We start from the raw sequence: 16,181 nt of genomic DNA, 5'->3' as shown, positions 1-16,181 counted from the left end.
AATTTTGTATTCCAATCGTTAGTTCAATCCAAATGGAAAAAGTAGCCATAGTACGTTGTGAACATTTTAATGCGGCACATAGACTTCATAATAAGCATTGGAGTGAAGAAAAGAATAAATCCATTTTCGGAAAGTGCAACAATCCCAATTATCACGGGCATAACTATGACTTAGAGGTAAAGGTAATCGGAACGGTTGATCCGCATACCGGATATGTTATCGATACAAAAATACTTTCGGATCTTATAAAGGAAAGGGTGCTGGATAGGTTTGATCATAAAAACCTGAATTTGGACACCGAAGAATTCCGGGAACTTAATCCGACGGCGGAAAACATGGCCATGGTAATTTACAAGCTGTTGCGGTCTGAGCTACAAGAGCGGTTGGAATTGAAAGTCAAATTATTCGAAACACCCAGAAATTATGTGGAATACCCTTATTGAGAAGCAAACCCTGAACGGATTTTCGGAAGACGAAATAGGTGATGATCATATTTATATGGGTTTGGAAACCCCTATGCGACCAGATGCCTTTGTGTTGGGTGATGAAGAGAAAAAAATAAAAATAGCCGATTTGTTCGGTCAGATTATGGAAGTTATGGGGCTCGATCTTACAGACGATTCCCTAAAAGGTACTCCCAATAGGGTAGCTAAAATGTATATCGATGAAATTTTTTCAGGTCTAAACCCGATGAATAAACCCAAGGTAGCCTTATTCGATAACAAATATCAATACCAGCAAATGTTGGTCGAAAAGAATATTACCTTTTATTCCAATTGCGAGCACCATTTTGTTCCAATCATAGGCAAGGCCCATGTGGCCTACATATCTTCGGGTAAGGTAATCGGTCTCTCGAAGCTTAATAGATTGGTACAATATTATGCCAAAAGACCCCAAGTGCAAGAACGCCTAACCAATCAAATCGCACGGGAAATGGTTCAAACCTTGGGTACCGAAGATGTTGCGGTCATAATAGATGCCAAACACCTTTGTGTTTCCTCAAGGGGTGTTAAAGACGATACTTCGGCCACGGTAACATCGTATTACGGTGGGGTTTTTAATACACCACAAAAGATAATGGAATTGCAAAATTACTTAAATGAATAATTTTTGAGGATGCTGTTTTGGGATAAGGGTATTGTTGTTTAAGAGGTTGTCAATAGAGCTGAAAACTAAATCGCATTAGGCTATTTTGCTGTATATTTAGGTTGTTATTCTGGGCCATGGTTAAGCATTTCTTTTTCATTTTATGTTTGGGGATATCCTTTTTCCTTGGAGGACAGGAACTACCACCCATAATCAATTATGCACCCAATGAATATGGGGCCGAGAACCAGAACTGGGCTATAGCCCAATCTTTGGATAAACGCATTTTTGTGGCCAACAATAAAGGGTTGTTGGAATATAATGGTGCCCAATGGCACTTATATCCGAGTCCGAATGAAACCTTGATGCGCTCAGTATGGGTAGAAGGACCGCGAGTTTATACCGGCTGTTATATGGAGTTTGGCTACTGGGAACGGGATTTAACAGGGCAATTAAAATATACTTCTATAGCCAAAAAGGTAAAAAACGGATTAAAGACCGATGAAGAGTTTTGGAACATACTCGAAATCGATGGTCATATCGTTTTTCAATCCTTTGATCGGTTATATACTTTTAATCCCGCCACGGAAGAAATCCGAATCACTGAATCGGAAGAAAAAATATCCAAAATTTTTAAGGTAAACGGAAGCCTTTGGCTACAACGTATGGGTCAGGGCATATTTCAGATGACTGGTGGGGTACAAACACCAAAGGAAACCCATGATTGGGTCAAGGATTATGAAGTGGTCGGTATTTTTCCTTTTGCTGGGGGCATTCGTTACTTGATAAAGCAACTTGGTTTTGTGCAGACCTCTCCTAAAGGTCTGGAAACCTGTTTTTTGTCTGTTCAAAACGAACTTTCCCAGGCACTGATTTATTCTGGCATACACGTTCGTGGAGGGGGGTATCTTGTGGGAACGGTGCGCCAAGGGGCATATTTGATAGATGAAGATGGTGACGTAGTTCATAAGATAAACCGTAAGACCGCATTGGCCAACAATACCGTATTATCGGTTTTCGAAGGCGTCAGCGGAGGTATCTGGTTGGGGCTCGACAACGGAATAGGGTATTATGAGCTGCAATCGGCATTTTCAATTTTTAAAGATAACCAAGGGAACTTGGGTAGTGTTTATGCCGCTCGCCCTTGGCAAGGAAATTTGTATTTAGGTACCAATCAAGGTCTTTTTTACCGAAAATTAGATACTAGAGATGCCTTTAGTTTTGTTCCCGGTACCCAAGGTCAGGTTTGGTTTTTAGATGAGGTAGAGGGTCAGTTGGTCTGCGGTCACCATAATGGTACTTACCTAATAGATGGGGGCAAGGCAGAACATATAACACGAACGGCCGGAAGTTGGAAAATTATGGCCGTACCAAATTCACCTGGTCTTTGGCTCGAAGGGAGTTATACGGGCCTTAAGGTGTTGGAACGCAAAAATGACCTATGGCAAGTTCGCAACAAGATTGATGGCTTTGATCTTTCCTCACGTTATTTTGAGCTCTATGATGGTCATATTTGGGTTAACCACGAATACAAAGGTCTGTTCAAGCTTCAAATCTCAGATGATTTCTCCAGTGTGTTAGAAAACCGGGCCTACACCGAATTGGCCAATGCCGATTCCGGTCTGGCACTGTATAATGATAGTCTCCTTTACCATGCCAAATCGGGACTGCATGTTTATGATAAAAAGTCGGGTGGATTTAAGATGAATGAACCCTTCCAAAGCGAATTTCAGGAAGATACTTATATAAGTGGAAAAATGATTTCTGATCGGAAGGCAGGGGCATTATGGTTGTTTGGCGAACAGAATTTGTATCGATTACGACAGGGCACAACAGCAGAGATTCCGGAAATAACCAAAATTCCCCTTTCCGAAGCATTTAGGAACGGAATCGTAGGCTATGAAAGCTTGGTCTCCATTCAAGCTGAAAACCAATATTTGATGGGGTCAAGATCAGGTTTCGTTATCATGAATTCCGATAAATTGGAAGTCAAAGATTTTCAAGTGTATATAGATAGGGTGTATCTTTTAAACGATTCGAAAGATGTAAGTAAAGGTGAGACCATATCAAAAAAGGGCTTTACTTCGTTGTCTTGGGACAAAAACAATATCGGTTTTACATTTTACTCACCCGATTATCGAAAAATTCCAGAAGCCCAGTACGGGTATAGGTTAAAGGGAAGCTTTGATAATTGGTCCGATTGGACAACCAACAGCTCGGTGACCTTTGAAAACCTTAGTCCGGGAAAGTATCAGTTCGAACTAAGGGCTAAAATTGGCAATAGGGTCTCTACGAATACGGCCACAATGGATTTTGAAATTCACCCCCCTTGGTATGCCGCTCGTATAATGTTTTTGATCTACGGTTTAATGGCTTTGGTATTGGCTCGATTTATTCATCAGACCTATAAAGGCTATTATCGTAAGAAACAAGAGCAACTCATAGAACGGAATAAACGTGAGCTCGATCTGATCAAGGCCAAAAACGAGAAGGAGCTGATACAAATGCGTAATGCGAAATTACGTGAAGATTTTAAAGGTAAAAGCAAAGAGTTGGCCGCATCTACCTTAAATATGGTGAGGAAAAATGAACTGCTTCAAAAAATCCGTGATGAATTAAGGAGTTCTAACCTTACCCAAGAAGGCATACGTTCTTTATTGAATATAATAGAAACCGATTTGGGCCGCGGTGATGATTGGGAAATGTTCAAGGAGGCCTTTGATAATGTAGATCGCGAATTCTTGGGTAAGCTTCAGGCGAAACATCCCAAACTTTCTCCTAACGATATTCGCTTATGTGCGTACCTCAGACTTAATTTAAGCTCTAAAGAAATTGCCCCATTATTCAATATTTCTACCCGTAGTGTAGAGATAAAAAGGTACCGTTTGCGAAAAAAAATGCAATTAGATCGCGACGAAAACCTCGTAAAATACATCATGGACCTATAAATGTTGGAATAACCACCATCAAATACCACAACATTACCTATACAAAGGCCTTACAGCCGGCTTTTTCTTGCGATTTCTTCCCGATGTGTTTCTGACGGCTAACGGCTGCTATTATTGCATACTAGGTGAAAAACTATAACTTTTGTTGTGATGTATGTTTTTTGTAAAGGCGAAAAATGCGGAATCTTTATTCAGTAGGGCTAATTTGAACCAAACCTAATAATCCACTGCTGGTTGGTTTATTCATAAGAAAAACTAGGGTAGTGCGATTGTTGGGCTCGAATCCAAAAAAATCGTACTAATGAAGAACAGCATTATCATCTTGTGTTTGTTACTGGGCATTTCGGTAGGGGCACAATCATCTAAGGTAAGCTTGGTCAACGATCAAAGGGGAACCGCTCTTTTGGTAGAAGGCCGGCCTTTTATGGTAAATGGTATGAATTGGGATTATTTTCCCATAGGTACCAATTACAACTACAGTTTATGGAAACAGTCCGATGCCTTTATTAAAAATGCGCTGGACAACGAAATGGCCTTATTGCGTAATATGGGGGTAAATGCCATTAGGCAATACACTGGGGTACCCCCGAAATGGATAACCTATATCTACGATAATTATGGTATTTACACCATGCTTAACCATTCCTTCGGTCGTTACGGTTTAACAATAGATGGCACTTGGATGGCCAATACCGAATATGCCGACCCCCGGGTAAAGCAGTTATTGTTAAAGGAAACGACACAACTTGCCAAAACCTATAAAAATACCCGTGGGTTGTTACTCTTTTTATTAGGTAACGAAAACAATTACGGTCTTTTCTGGGAAGGTGCGGAAACAGAAGATATTCCAATTCAAGATCGTAAATCGACCGAAAGGGCAAGGGCCATGTACAAATTGTTCAACGAAGCGGCCATCGCCATGAAGGCCATCGATACGGGGCATCCGATAGCCCTGTGTAATGGCGACCTCTTGTTTTTGGATATCATTGCCCAAGAATGCCCAGATGTAGATGTTTTTGGGACCAATATGTATAGGGGTATTTCCTTTGGCGATGCTTTTGAACGGGTAAAGAACGAATATGGTAAACCTATTCTTTTTACCGAGTTTGGCTCCGATGCCTTTAATGCACTAACCAATAAAGAAGATCAAATGGCCCAAGCCCATTATATGGTGGGCAACTGGAAAGAGATATACGCCAATGCCGCTGGGCTGGGTAAGTCTCAGAACTCTTTGGGAGGGTTTACCTTTCAATTCAGTGATGGCTGGTGGAAATATGGTCAAACCAAGAATTTAGATGTACACGACACCAATGCCTCATGGGCCAATGGAGGCTATACTTTTGACCATAAAGAAGGCCAGAACAATATGAACGAAGAGTGGTTCGGTATTTGTGCCAAAGGCCAGACCGATGCCCATGGGTATTATGAGTTGTATCCGAGGGCGGCCTATTATGCCTTAAAGGAGGTACACGATATAGACCCGTTCGCCTATACTATGCGAATGGAGACTTTGGACTCTGAATTTGCCGAAATAGAATTGATCGATGCCGTAATACAGGCTCGGGGCGATAAGGCCGCCATGGTCAGTGAAAAATCGAGTGCGATACGTATAGGCGGCCTACGGGCAGAGTTTACCACTTTTACCACCGGTGGCAACCTAATTACAACACCGGAAGATGCCGATCCAAACAACGAAACCACTTTTCCCAATAAGCAGGGCTTCGATCATATGGAGTCTTACTACGTAGATGTAGAGGCTTCGCCTACCGAAGGTTTTAATGCCAATGTTAGTTTCAATATTTTGGGTAATGTAGCTACCAATCCGATTAACGAGATTTTCTATGAAAACCGGGGGCGTACCCGTACCGTTGAAACCGATAATGGCGATTTGGCACTAACCGATCTAAATCGGGTACAGGTGTACCAATCGGAATTCGAATGGCAGCATCAAGATTTTAATTTCAAGGGGTTTTATAGAACCGGGCATTACCATTGGGGCTACGAAGGCGATTTTTTCGGTTTGTATCCCGAGGCCAATTACGGGCCTAATCTCGACCTGTATAACGGGGAAGCACCTTTTGGGTTTGAATTTGAGGGTAAAAAATCACTGTCAGGTTTAAAAATCGCTGCGGGCCCTGAATTATGGTGGGGGGCCAACCCGGCATTTTTGGTCAAGTATAGTACTGCTCTGGCGAAAATAGATCTAACCGGTATATATCACGAAGATGTAGACGATGCCGAACAGGCTCAAACTTCCATAGCAATACCGCAACCTAAAACCCGAAGACTTACCTTACATGCCAAACGTGAATTTGGCGATTTGGCCCTAGAGGTAGGGGGCATTTGGGGGGGCGAGCCTTTAGTGGGTCGCGAGTATAGTATTGTTAGGCAGAACACCGATGGTTCCTATACCGAGCTAACCGACGTGGTAGAATCTAGTGATACCTGGGGAGGAAAAGTGAAAATTTCCTATTCAGGGGGTAAGTTCAATTGGTATGGCCAGGCTGCCGCCATTGGTTTGGTTGCTTTTGGTGGTGCGGATCAGACCAAGACCTTTACGGGTTGGCGTTTAAAAGATAGCGGTAGTGGAAATCAATACAATTTCCTGACCGGGTTTACCTATTCGGTCGGCAATTTGCAAATAGCACCTAATTTTCTATGGCAAAAACCATTGGTAGACCCTATACCCTTCGATGCACCCATTCGTAAACGGAATATTATAGACGATCCTTTTGCCGTTAGGGCCAATAGGGAAACCGTAGCCGGGGAGATATTACTCACTTTCGATCCTACTCCGGCCACTTGGTTCTACGAATGGGATAACGATTATACCGAAGATGCCACCTTTGCGGCAAGTCTTGGGTTCGTCTACAGGCATTTACCCACCAGTCAAGATGCGGCTATTGGTTTCGACGATACGGGTCGTAACCCCATAGCGTTCCCTTTGGCTCCTCCGGCCGAAGATTTGTGGGAGTTGCACGGCAGGGTAGTCTCAAAACTTACCCGCGATTTTGGGTTTATCATTAATTTTTACACCGGTACGGCACAACCCAATGCCTGGGGTACCGACCCTGGTGATGCTATTAACCGAACCATTACGCGATACGGTACCGATCTCAGGGCCATTTATAAAAAGATGAAGTTTATAGGGGCGGTCAAGGTAGACGATTGGGGACCTTTTGATTACCATCGCGATTTTAACCTAACCTTTCCCTTACAGCTAACTGCCGATTTATCGACAACGGTAGGTAAGCCCGATTGGTTTATTTTGCCCAACACCCGCTTAGGTATACGCTATACTTGGCGTTCCCTAGATCAATACTCCCCAAGATACTTATACCAAGGGGCACTCGACCAAGGTTTTGGCCAAGGCGAGGAATGGGAGATACGCACCTACATTCATATTAACATTGGAAAGTAAAGAAAAAGCCATGAAGAAATTGAATATATCCACATATGTGATAGCCCTGGTTTTACTCGTATTGGCTTTGGCCGTATTTATGGGATGCGAACCAGACGATAGCGACGCCTTTCCGGCCAGTTTGCCCGATACGGCGGCAGTGTTTACCGATGGCTTTAGTCCCGGATTGGATTATACCGCTTTCGGCGACTCAAAAGTTACTGCCTTTCAACTAGATGAAGAGGTGACCTATGATAAATCCGATAGTGCCATGCGATTCGATATACCCAACCAAGGGGATCCCGAGAGTGGTTATGCCGGAGGTATATTTTTTGATAAGACTGGTCGCAATCTAAGCGGTTACAATGTATTGAGCTTTTGGGGCAAGGCCTCTCAAGGTGCCATAATACAAGAATTGGGTTTTGGTCTTACCGATACCCAAATGTACCGCACCTCAATTACCGATGTAGCCTTTAGTACGGCTTGGACAAAATATTACATTTTATTACCCGACCCCGCCCGATTGACCATGGAGGAAGGAATGTTCTATTTTGTAGATACCCCTGATAATGGGAAAGGTTATAGCTTCTGGATAGATGAATTACGATTCGAAAATTCGGGAACCATAGGGCAGGTACAGGCCTATATCCAAAATGGTGAAGAGGTAACATCAACGGTTTTTGTAGGCCAAGAGGTGCCCGTTTCCGGTTTGGGGGTTAGTTTTAGTCTTCCCAATGGGGTTAGTCAGGCCGTAAATGCCGCGCCGGCATTTTTTACACTTGCTTCTTCTAATCCGCAAGTGGCGCAAGTGGTTGTAGATGAAACCACCCAAGTTTCCACCGTTCGCATTTTGGCCCAAGGTGAGGCTGTAATCACGGCTTCTATGGGCGATGTAGCGGCCATGGGTTCGTTAACCCTTCAGGTTAGGGAATTTGAGCCAGCCCCACTTCCTGATAAAGTAGCCGACGATGTTATTTCTATTTTCAGTGATGCCTATACCAATGTACCCGTCGATTTTTATAATGGGTATTATGCCCCGTTCCAAACCACCGTATCGGCAGACTTTACCGTTGATGGAGACCATGTCTTAAATTATATCAACTACAATTTTGTGGGTATTGAATTCAATAAAGAAGTCCCCACCATAGATGCTACCGAAATGACCCATTTGCATGTAGACATCTATATACCTGAAGCCTTGGATCCTAATGCTACTTGGCGAGTGAATCTGCGCGATTTTGGGGCCGATGGCAATTTTGATGGAGGAGACGACACCATAGCTTCTCAATTGCTCACCACGGCCTCAGACCCTGCTTTGGTAAGCGAGCAGTGGATTTCGGTTGATATGGATATAAGGGATATGGCCAATAAGGCTACCTTAGGGCAGATCGTATTTGATGCCGAAGGCGATACCTCACCACGGCCAAGTGGTTTTTATGTAGACAATTTATACTTGTACAACGACCAAGGTACAGGCGGCGGAGGGCCACAACCCATACCCCCGACCACAGCGGCCCCGACCCCTACTTTAGATGCGGCACAGGTAGTTTCTATTTTCAGCGATGCCTATACCGATGTACCCAATCAAGGTTTCAACCAATATGGTGCGGCTACTTTTGCTGAAATTCCTGTGGCCGATAATGCTACCTTGAACTACAAACAGTCCGATAATCCGGGCGGTAACTTTCAAGTGATTGAATTGGGGGCCGAAAATCAGATTGATGCCACAGCCATGGAACTGACCGATTTCCATGTCGATTTATGGTTCCCGAATCCGGTTAATGAAAATACGGCCTTCTTGTTAAAGGTGGTCAATATAGCACCCGATATCACCTCTGAGGCCTTGATTCGAATCGATGCCAATGCCACTCCGGCCATGGCACAAGGTCAATGGTTGGCCATAGATTTGACCATGGATCAACTACAAGCTGCCGGCTTGGCCGCCAATTCGAATATACAGCAAGTGGTAATCGATCTGTTAGATGCGGGCGAAGTGTATATAGACAATCTGTACTTTAGCAAATCTAATGGGGCAGGGGGTAGTGCCCCGACCACTTCAGCCCCGGAGCCACCAGCGCGCGATGCCGCAGATGTTATCTCAATTTTTGGTGAGGCCTATACCAATATTACGGGTATCGATTATGATCCCAACTGGGGGCAATCGGGCCATATGCAGGTAAATACGGCTTTTGATTCGGGCGATGGTAACCTGGCCTTGGCCTATCCGAGCTTTAATTACCAGGGCACCGACTTCTCGGGCAATGCGCAGAACGCCTCCGAAATGGAGTTCTTACATGTCGATATTTGGGTGCCCGCAGGTACCGACCGCCAGGTAAAGGTGAGTCCGATTAATAACGGAACAGGTGAGGGCGAAGTATTGGTCAGTGTACCTTTGATCCCTGGGTCTTGGAATAGTGTGGATCTGCCTATCGCAGATTTTACAGGCATGACTTGGGATTCAGTGGTGCAACTAAAATTCGATGGCCAGTTCAATGGTGATGGCAGTGCCAATACGGATCCGTTCGACATGTATCTCGATAATGTATATTTCTATAAAGAGCCTTCGGCGCCCAGTGCGGCCCCGACCACTTCGGCCCCGGAGCCGCTGGCACGAGATGCCGCCGATGTTATCTCAATTTTCGGCGAGGCCTATACTAATATCACGGGTATCGATTACGATCCCAATTGGGGGCAATCGGGCCATATGCAGGTAAATACTGCATTTGATCCGGGCGATGGCAACTTGGCCTTGGCCTATCCGAGCTTTAATTACCAAGGTACCGACTTTTCGGGCAATGCGCAGAACGCCTCCGAAATGGAGTTCTTGCATGTCGATATTTGGGTGCCCGCAGGTACCGACCGACAGGTAAAGGTAAGTCCGATTAACAACGGAACGGGTGAGGGCGAAGTACTGGTCAGTGTACCCCTGACCCCCGGGGCTTGGAACAGTGTTGATCTACCCATGGCCGACTTTACAGGCATGACTTGGGATTCAGTGGTTCAACTGAAGTTCGATGGCCAGTTCAATGGTGATGGCAGTGCCAATACGGATCCGTTCGATATTTATCTCGATAATGTGTATTTCTATAAAGAGCCTTCGGCGCCCAGTACGGCCCCGACCACATCGGCCCCGGCCCCACCAGTACGCGACGCTGCTGATGTGATCTCAATTTTCGGGGAGGCCTATACCAATATCACGGGTATCGATTACGATCCCAACTGGGGGCAATCGGGCCATATGCAGGTAAATACGGCATTTGATCCGGGCGATGGCAACTTGGCCTTGGCCTATCCGAGCTTTAATTACCAGGGCACCGACTTCTCGGGTAATGCGCAGAATGCCGCAACTATGCAGTTTTTACATGTCGATATATGGGTGCCAGCCGGTACCGACCGCCAGGTAAAGGTAAGTCCAATTAACAATGGTACGGGTGCGGGCGAAGTATTGGTCAGCGTACCCCTTACCCCAGGGGCTTGGAATAGTGTAGATCTGCCAATTGGAGACTTCACGGGCATGACCTGGGATTCTGTTTTCCAACTGAAGTTCGATGGTCAGTTTAATGGCGATGGTAGTGCCAATACCGATCCGTTCGATATTTATCTCGATAATGTATATTTCTATAAAGAGCCTTCGGCACCCAGTACGGCCCCGACCACATCGGCCCCGGCCCCACCAGTACGCGACGCTGCTGATGTGATCTCAATTTTCGGCGAGGCCTATACCAATATCACGGGTGTCGATTACGATCCCAACTGGGGGCAATCGGGCCATATGCAGGTAAATACGGCATTTGATCCGGGCGATGGCAACTTGGCCTTGGCCTATCCGAACTTTAATTACCAGGGCACCGACTTCTCGGGCAATGCGCAGAATGCGGCAAGTATGCAGTTTTTACATGTCGATATATGGGTGCCAGCCGGTACCGACCGCCAGGTAAAGGTAAGTCCAATTAACAATGGTACGGGTGCGGGCGAAGTATTGGTCAGCGTACCCCTTACCCCAGGGGCTTGGAATAGTGTAGATCTGCCAATTGGAGACTTCACGGGCATGACCTGGGATTCTGTTTTCCAACTGAAGTTCGATGGTCAGTTTAATGGCGATGGTAGTGCCAATACCGACCCCTTTGATGTCTATTTAGACAATGTTTATTTCTACAAAAATTAATGGGCCTTTAGGTTCAAATAAAACATAGAGCGATGCGACAAATCTTTAATAAAAACTATGTACTCCTTTTCGGATTGGTGCTCCCTATCCTTTGGTCATGTACAGACGACAATGCCAATGGGCCATCATCCCGAGAATATCAATTAGTTTGGGAAGATGCTTTCGATGGCAATGCCGGTGCCTTGCCCGACGCTTCTAAATGGACGTATGACATAGGAACTGGGCAAAACGGATGGGGAAATCAAGAATTGCAATACTATACCGATAGGCCCGAAAATGTTTCCTTGGACGGAAAAGGTAATCTGGTGATCACGGCTATAGCCGAGACTTATGAGGGAGCGCCCTTTACCTCGGCCCGTATTAAGACCGAAGGCATCTTTGACCAGGCCTATGGCCGATTTGAAGCACGCTTAAAAACACCCTATGGGCCTGGTCTATGGCCTGCGGTTTGGATGCTAGGTAATGATATTGAAACCGTAGGTTGGCCACAATGTGGTGAAATTGACATAATGGAACTACGTGGGCAAGAACCTAGCAAAATTCATGGGTCCGTACACGGGCCTGGATATTCAGCCGGGGCGGCCATTACCGATTCGTTCAGTTTGGAAAACGCAAGGTTCGATACCGAATTCCATGTTTTCGCTGTAGAATGGGGTGCCGATTTTATAGAGTTCTTTGTAGACGACCGCTTATATCATAGGGTAAGCCCGGAAACAGTGAGTGGAGAGTGGGTGTACGACCATCCGTTTTTCTTGATCCTCAATGTAGCGGTTGGCGGTACTTTTGTGGGCTTTCCGAGTCCAGAGGGCACCCGTTTTCCCCAACAAATGACGGTAGATTACGTCAGGGTTTTTAAAGAAGTACAATAAAAATTATATGTCCATTGTCCGGTATGTAAGGGCTTTGAGTCATTTAGGAAATGTCCTTTAAGTTCAGCACTATCCTCTTTTCGATGAGGTAGGCGAAATTATCAAGTTTGGCCTATTCGCTAAATCGAATTTTTGAGTACTAGGTACTGAATAACTTATGGTGTTCAATCTTTGAATGGAAAGGCGTAAAAAGATATGGCGATGGGGCATAGGGTATTAAGTGCTAAGGGCACGTCTGGAGAATAATAACTGATTTTTTTATGGTAACAGAAGCATCCCAAAATAAGGGGGGAGAACAAGACCCTCGTCTAGATAACATAGTTAACCCTGAGGGGGAGTTTTTACGGATTTCCCATGTAGATCGAATGCGCCCATTTTTTATGAGTGTAGTTAGTGATACGGATCATTGGTTGTTTATTTCGAGTAATGGAGGTATCAGTGCGGGTAGGAAACACGCCGATCAGGCCCTTTTTCCATATTATACCGACGATAAGATAACTGAATCGGTAGAACATACCGGAAGTAAAACGATCGTAAAAGTAAAGAGCCCTAGAGGCACGGCTTTATGGGAGCCTTTTTCTGGTATGGGCCATTCCATGGACATACAGCGCAATCTCTACAAAAGTAAGTACGGTAATATTGTAGGTTTCGAAGAAATAAACCACGACCTAAAGCTCCGTTTTTCATATTATTGGTCGAGTTCAAAAAAATATGGTTTTGTGCGTAAGGCACAAATCGAGAATCTTGGGGAGTCTGCCCGGCAGATTACACTATTAGACGGCCTACAGAATATCATGCCATCTGGGGTAGGGCAGCAAATGCAGAACACGGTAAGTAATTTAGTAGATGCCTATAAACGCAGCGAGATTTTAGCCCCCCATTTGGCTATTTTTAGTTTAAGCGCCATCATCGTTGATAAGGCAGAACCTAGCGAAGCGTTAAAAACAACAAGTGTTTGGTCTTATGGACTCTCCGGGGGGGGCGTATTGTTATCGTCACTGCAACTTCAAGATTTTCGAGAGGGTAGGGCATTACGACCAGAATCGGACATAAAAGGTGAACGTGGGGCGTATTTTCTTCGCGAGGCATGCCGTTTAGAACCTGGAACACAAAAAGAATGGGAGCTGGTATGTGATGTTAATCAGAACCATGCCGATATAGCAAAATTGCGATTCGGACTTCAAGACCCAGAAAAACTTATCCGGTCGGTTAGGGAAGATGTAGCCCAAGGTACCGAGAACTTAAAACGCCTATGTGCCGCCTCCGATGCCTTTCAGTTTACGGCCGATCCACAACGCGATACCCGGCATTATGCCAATACACTTTTCAATATTATGCGAGGAGGTATTTTTGACGATGGCTATAATGTAGATAAAAGCGATTTTGAAAACTATTTGGTCAAGGCCAATGCGATGGTTTCGGCCCAAGCTAAGGCCATATTGCTAGCCGAGTTACCTCCTTTGTTTAACATTCAGTGGTTACATAAGTGGGCATCGAAAAATGGGCAAAGCGATTTAAAACGATTATGTTTCGAATACCTCCCTTTGAAATTTAGTAGAAGACATGGCGATCCCAGTCGACCTTGGAATAAGTTTACCATTAATATACAAAACGATGCAGGGCAGAAAGTGCTGGACTATGAAGGGAACTGGCGCGACATTTTTCAAAATTGGGAAGCATTGGCGGGTTCATATCCGGGGTTTATAGAACCCATGATCCATAAGTTTTTAAATGCGACCACTTTTGATGGGTACAACCCATATAGATTGACCAAAGATGGCTTCGATTATGAAATCATAGAGCCAGACGATCCGTGGTCTTATATTGGGTATTGGGGAGATCATCAGATTATTTACTTGCTTAAGCTACTTGAGCAGTTAGAGGCGCATTATCCGGGCCGTATAGCAACACTTTTCGATGCCGATTTCTTTGTGTATGCCCAAGTGCCTTACCGTATTAAACCTTATGAGGCTATAGTATCCAATCCTCGGGATACCATCATATTTGACGAAGAACAACATGCCCTTATCCAAAAAAGGAAAAAGGAACTAGGTGCAGATGGCGCTTTGTTGAGAGATACTAATAATACCATTCATACAGCCAATTTTATTGAAAAAATACTGGCTACGACTTTGGCGAAACTTGCCAATTTGGTGCCTAGTACCGGCATTTGGATGAATACCCAGCGTCCTGAATGGAACGATGCCAATAATGCGTTGGTCGGTAATGGGGTATCAATGGTCACATTATGTTATCTAAGGCGTTTTGTAGCGTTTTTCGATACATTGCTTCAAAACGAAACCGATAAATCGGTTAATGTATCTAAAGAAATACTTCCCTTCTTTGAAACTGTTTTTGAAACCTTGGAAACACATGCGCAAAGTTTGGATGTCACCTGTGATGCCCAATGCAAGCGTAGTATCCTAGATCAATTGGGGTCGGCTGCAAGTACCTTTAGAAATCAAATTTATACCCATGGATTTTCGGGTGAAAAACGGGCCTTCGACCTCAGTCGTTTCAAAAATCTTTTGTCTATTGCGATTCAAGTGACCGAATTTACCATACGGGAGAACAAAAGGGAAGACGGTCTCTATCATGCCTATAATATTATGACCTTTGATACCCAAGGAGGTGTAAGGATTTCGCATTTAGATCCTATGCTCGAAGGGCAGGTGGCCGTATTAAGCTCGGGCTATTTGAGTACCCAAGAGGTTGTTGCCAATTTAGATGCCTTAAGGAAAAGTCCACTGTTTAGGGAAGATCAATACAGCTATTTACTCTATCCGGAAAAAGAACTACCGGGTTTTCTACACAAAAACAATATTCCCGAAAAGTACTTTAAGGCTTCCGGTTTGTTAATGGCCATGCAAATAAATGAAGATGCCCGAATTGCTTATACCGATGTGTTGGGTCAGCATCACTTCAATGGCGATTTTCGAAATGCCGAAGATCTGGAACAAGCATTGGATAATCTAAGTGGTTCGGAATATTCCGATTTGGTCACAGGGGAAAAGCAGCAGCTTTTAGCACTTTTCGAAACAGTTTTTCAACACCGGTCGTTTACGGGGCGTTCCGGTACTTTTTATGGCTATGAAGGCTTGGGATCCATTTATTGGCATATGGTTTCCAAATTGCAATTGGCCGTGATGGAGAATTGTCTTATGGCTCATCAAAATCATTCAAGTAATCAAGAAATGGGCCGCTTGCTAGACCATTATTACGAAATAAACGATGGTATAGGGGTACATAAATCCCCGAAGTTATACGGGGCCTTTCCAACAGATCCCTATTCCCATACCCCAAAAGGTAGAGGGGCACAACAGCCGGGTATGACCGGGCAGGTGAAAGAAGATATTTTAAGCCGATTTGGGGAATTGGGCGTACAGGTACGACAGGGGCAAATTCATTTTGATCCTTTTCTGTTACGCAAAAGGGAATATCATACTGAATCGCAAATACAAACGGTTTACACTATATCAACAGACACGTTCGAGCTTGGTATACCCAAAAACGGACTAGGCTTTACCTATTGCCAAGTTCCGATTACCTATGTGGTTTCTGAGCGGGAGTATATAGTTGTCAAAAATAGTGATGGTACCTCCTCTGAAATGGAAGGGGTGCTATTATCTAAAGAAATAAGTGCCGAAATATTTAAACGGAGCGGAAAAATTGAGGCCTTAGAGGTGCATTTGGCAGCCATAAGATTAAAGTAA

At 44.4% G+C, this 16,181-nt stretch carries 7 protein-coding genes; all 7 read left to right on the top strand.

Translation table 11 applies throughout. The annotated features are described in order from the left end of the window. Window positions 1–32 precede the first annotated feature (32 nt). The 7 genes from B7P33_RS00890 to B7P33_RS00860 all read left to right on the top strand — a co-directional run bounded on the left by B7P33_RS00890 (window position 33) and on the right by B7P33_RS00860 (window position 16,181). Entirely contained in the window at window positions 33–443 is a 411-nt protein-coding gene (locus tag B7P33_RS00890) for a 6-pyruvoyl trahydropterin synthase family protein (protein ID WP_097440087.1), read from the top strand. Then, entirely contained in the window at window positions 424–1,107 is a 684-nt protein-coding gene (gene folE, locus B7P33_RS00885; protein ID WP_097440086.1) for a GTP cyclohydrolase I FolE, read from the top strand. The genes B7P33_RS00890 and folE overlap by 20 nt, the downstream gene beginning before the upstream one ends. 146 nt (window positions 1,108–1,253) lie before the next feature. Continuing rightward, window positions 1,254–4,034 carry a helix-turn-helix and ligand-binding sensor domain-containing protein gene (locus B7P33_RS00880; RefSeq protein ID WP_216359340.1) on the top strand — a complete coding sequence of 927 codons (2,781 nt, stop codon included), beginning with the start codon at window positions 1,254–1,256 and terminating at the stop codon, window positions 4,032–4,034. A gap of 301 nt (window positions 4,035–4,335) precedes the next feature. After that, window positions 4,336–7,455, top strand: coding sequence for a glycoside hydrolase family 2 TIM barrel-domain containing protein (locus B7P33_RS00875; protein ID WP_097440084.1), 3,120 nt, complete (start codon window positions 4,336–4,338; stop codon window positions 7,453–7,455). Window positions 7,456–7,465: 10 nt separating this feature from the next. After that, the gene (locus B7P33_RS00870; RefSeq protein ID WP_141402362.1) at window positions 7,466–11,599 is read left to right on the top strand and encodes a hypothetical protein; all 4,134 of its coding nucleotides are present in this window, start codon (window positions 7,466–7,468) and stop codon (window positions 11,597–11,599) included. 32 nt (window positions 11,600–11,631) lie between these two features. Continuing rightward, window positions 11,632–12,468 (top strand): glycoside hydrolase family 16 protein, encoded by an 837-nt coding sequence (locus B7P33_RS00865; protein ID WP_097440082.1) that lies wholly within the window; start codon window positions 11,632–11,634, stop codon window positions 12,466–12,468. 260 nt (window positions 12,469–12,728) lie between these two features. After that, entirely contained in the window at window positions 12,729–16,181 is a 3,453-nt protein-coding gene (locus B7P33_RS00860) for a hypothetical protein (protein WP_245871581.1), read from the top strand.

It is taken from the genome of Sediminicola luteus, from assembly GCF_002514735.1.
Taxonomy (GTDB): domain Bacteria; phylum Bacteroidota; class Bacteroidia; order Flavobacteriales; family Flavobacteriaceae; genus HQA918.
The sequence above is the reverse complement of the archived record's forward strand: the minus strand, read 5'-3'. Positions and strand labels throughout refer to the sequence as shown.